This window comes from Actinosynnema sp. (genome assembly GCF_052038725.1).
The window spans coordinates 1-3277 of record NZ_JBQGCX010000699.1 but is presented as its reverse complement, the minus strand read 5'-3'; the positions used below and the strand labels follow the sequence as shown (position 1 = coordinate 3277).

The 3277-nt window shown below is 71.8% G+C and carries 3 protein-coding genes; all 3 read left to right on the top strand.

The features are described 5' to 3' along the window. A partial coding sequence (locus ACTUAL_RS14700; RefSeq protein WP_440900636.1) for a cytochrome c oxidase subunit I occupies nt 1-1208 on the top strand: 1208 nt, incomplete at its 5' end. A gap of 447 nt (nt 1209-1655) precedes the next feature. Beyond that, nucleotides 1656-2720 carry a LuxE/PaaK family acyltransferase gene (locus tag ACTUAL_RS14695; RefSeq protein WP_440900635.1) on the top strand — a complete coding sequence of 355 codons (1065 nt, stop codon included), beginning with the start codon at nt 1656-1658 and terminating at the stop codon, nt 2718-2720. Nucleotides 2721-2723: 3 nt separating this feature from the next. Then, the coding region (locus ACTUAL_RS14690; RefSeq protein WP_440900634.1) for an acyl-CoA reductase at nt 2724-3277 on the top strand (554 nt) is incomplete at its 3' end.

Genomic DNA, 3277 nt, shown 5'->3' with positions numbered 1-3277 from the left:
GGCGGATGCCGATCTTCACCTGGAACATCCTCGTGACCAGCGTGCTGATCCTGGTGGTGTTCCCGATCCTGACGGCGGCGGGCTTCGGCCTGCTGGCGGACCGGCTGATCGGGGCGCACGTGTTCGACCCGGCCAACGGCGGCGTCGTGCTGTGGCAGCACATGTTCTGGTTCTTCGGCCACCCCGAGGTGTACATCCTGGCGCTGCCGTTCTTCGGCGTCGTGTCGGAGATCATCCCGGTGTTCTCCCGCAAGCCGATCTTCGGCTACCGCGGTCTGGTGTGGGCGACCATGTCGATCGCGGCGCTGTCGATCGCGGTGTGGGCGCACCACATGTACGCCACGGGCGCCGTGCTGCTGCCGTTCTTCGCGTTCATGACCTTCCTGGTCGCGGTGCCGACCGGTGTCAAGTTCTTCAACTGGATCGGCACCATGTGGAAGGGGACGATGACCTTCGAGTCCCCGATGCTGTTCTGCGTCGGGTTCCTGGTCACGTTCCTGTTCGGCGGTCTGTCCGGCGTGCTGCTGGCCTCCCCGCCGCTCGACTTCCACGTCTCCGACACCTACTTCGTGGTCGCCCACTTCCACTACGTGCTCTACGGGACCATCGTGTTCGCGACCTTCGCGGGCATCTACTTCTGGTTCCCCAAGATCACCGGGCGGATGCTGGACGAGGGGCTGGCGCGCTGGCACTTCTGGACCACGATGATCGGCTTCCACGCCACGTTCCTGGTGCAGCACTGGCTGGGCAACGAGGGGATGCCGCGCCGGTACGCGGACTACCTGGCCGCGGACGGGTTCACCACGCTCAACATCATCTCCACGATCGGCTCGTACCTGCTCGGCGCCTCGACGCTGCCGTTCCTGTGGAACGTCTTCAGGAGCTACCGCTACGGCGAGCGCGTGACCGTGGACGACCCGTGGGGCTACGGCAACTCGCTGGAGTGGGCGACCTCCTGCCCGCCTCCCCGGCACAACTTCACCGAGCTGCCCCGCATCCGCAGCGAGCGCCCGGCCTTCGAGCTGCACTACCCGCACATGGTGGAGCGGATGCGCAACGAGGCCCACGTGAGCTTCACCGGGCGCAGCAAGCACGTGGAGTCCGAGCTGGAGCCGGCCGCGATCTCCGCGGACCGCGGCGAGGGCGCCGACGGGGACGGCAAGCCGTCCCCGAGGACGGACGACAAGGGCAAGCCTCTGTCCGATTAGGACGGTCCGGCGGACCCGAACGCGCAGCACGGGCCACGGGGGCGGTGACCGGACACGGTCGCCGCCCCCGCGGCTTTGCGGGGCGAGGAAAGTGGTACCGCCGAGGGGGGCCGGTGGTGCCAGGCTGTTCGCCAGGTGAACACCCGGAGAATTTGTGACCGGGGTCACAGAATCCACTGACCGGAATCGCGGGTAACACCCCGTCCGCCCGTTTGCGCAGCCACCGTGAACCAGCCGCCGGGCACCCGCCGCACCCGGTCGCCACCCCCCTTCGGCAGCCCGCACCGCCACCGCCGCTCACCGCCTTGTTGCGGGTTCCCGGCCGCGGGTTGCTTGCCCGCGCCGCCGCGGTCCCGGGGGGCGGAACCGCCGGGCGAGCTGCACTCACCCCCCCCCCCCACCCCGGTCCGCGCCCCCGCGGGCACCCCCGCTCCCTGGAGGCAGTCGATGACCGTTGCCCACGACGATCCGTACGTGGGACGGCTGTTCGAGGAGATCGCGACCCTGCTGGTCGACGGCGATGGCGACCCCGAGTCCATCCACGACCAGCTCCTCGAACTCGCGGAGGCCAACTCACCCGAGGTGGCCCGCTACTGGCGGCAGAACGGCAGGGGCGTCGGCATCCCCGACGTCGCCTACAAGTCCGGCGGCCCGCACCTGTTCCCCGACGAGACCCCCGTGCGCGTGTTCCGCACCAGCGGCACCACCGGCAGCACGCGCGGCGAGGTCCGCTACACCAAGCTCGGCCTGGAGCTCAAGCGCTTAGCCGTCACGGCGGGCGCCAAGCTCAACGTCGCCACCGGCGCCGGGCGCACCGCCGTGATCCGCTTCGCCCCGACCGAGGCCGACCAGCCGACCATGGCCATCGCGTTCGACATGGCCCGCATCGAGGAGGAGGTCGGCGCGCCCGAGCTGAGCGGGTCGATCATCGGCCCGAACGGCATGGAGCTGGACAAGCTCACCGCCATGCTCGACGCCGCCGTCGCCGAGGGCGCGCCCGTGGTGATGGTCGGCGCCACCTTCGCGTTCGTCAACGTCTGCGACGCGCTGCGCGGGCTGGGCCGCTCCTGGGAGCTGCCGCCCGGCTCCAAGGTGGTCGACGGCGGCGGCTTCAAGGGCCGCTCCCGCGTCATGGCCGTCCCGCAGCTGCGCGCCACCCTCACCGAGGTCTTCGGCGTCGTGGAGTTCGACAACATCTTCGGCATGACCGAGCTGGCCCACCAGCTGTTCAACGCCTCCCCCACCCGGCTCGGCCCGCTCGGGGAGAGCCCGAAGGCGTGGCGACCCTGGGGCGGGGCGCGGCTGCGCGCCTCCGGCACCCGCGAGCTGATCACCGAGGGCCGGGGCCTGGTGGAGGTCACCGACCTGTGCCTGCTCGACCGCCCGTGCGCGGTGCTGACCGGTGACGTCGGCATCGGCTCCCCCGAGGGCGTGGCCATCGCGGGCCGCGTCGCCGGAGCCGCGAGCCGCGGCTGCTCCCTGTCGCTGGACGAGATGACCGGAGGACGTTGACCCGTGGCTACCCCGACCACCACCGCCGTCGACGACCTCGTCGCCGTGACCGCGACCGAGCCGACCCCGGACGTGTCGTTCCAGCCGTCCTGGCTGGCCACCGACGCGCTGGAGCGCTTCACCCTGCGCTCGGGCGCCCGCGAGTGGCACGGCCTGCGCCCGACCCCGCAGGACTGGGCCGAGGTCGGCGACGGCCTGCGCCGCGCCCACGAGGCCCTGCGCCGCCTCCCGGTGCGCCGGATCGTCGCCGCCCTCGACACCGCGGCCGAGCTGTGGGCCAAGCGCGACTTCCCCGAGCGCCGCGACACCGTCCGCTCGGCCGCCGCGATCACCGGCATGTCCGAGGAGACCATCGACCGCGCCCTGGACGGCGAGCTGTCCGGCCTGCGCGCCGAGCACCTGCTGGCGGCGCTGGAGCGCGAGCTGGGCGTCCCGGAGGTGCTCGACGGCTTCGAGCGCGACGAGCGCCTGCGCGGCAGCACCACCGCGATCGGCCCGCGCGTGACCCTCGCGGTCTTCTCCGGCAACGTCCCCGGCCTGCCGGTGCGCTCGCTGGT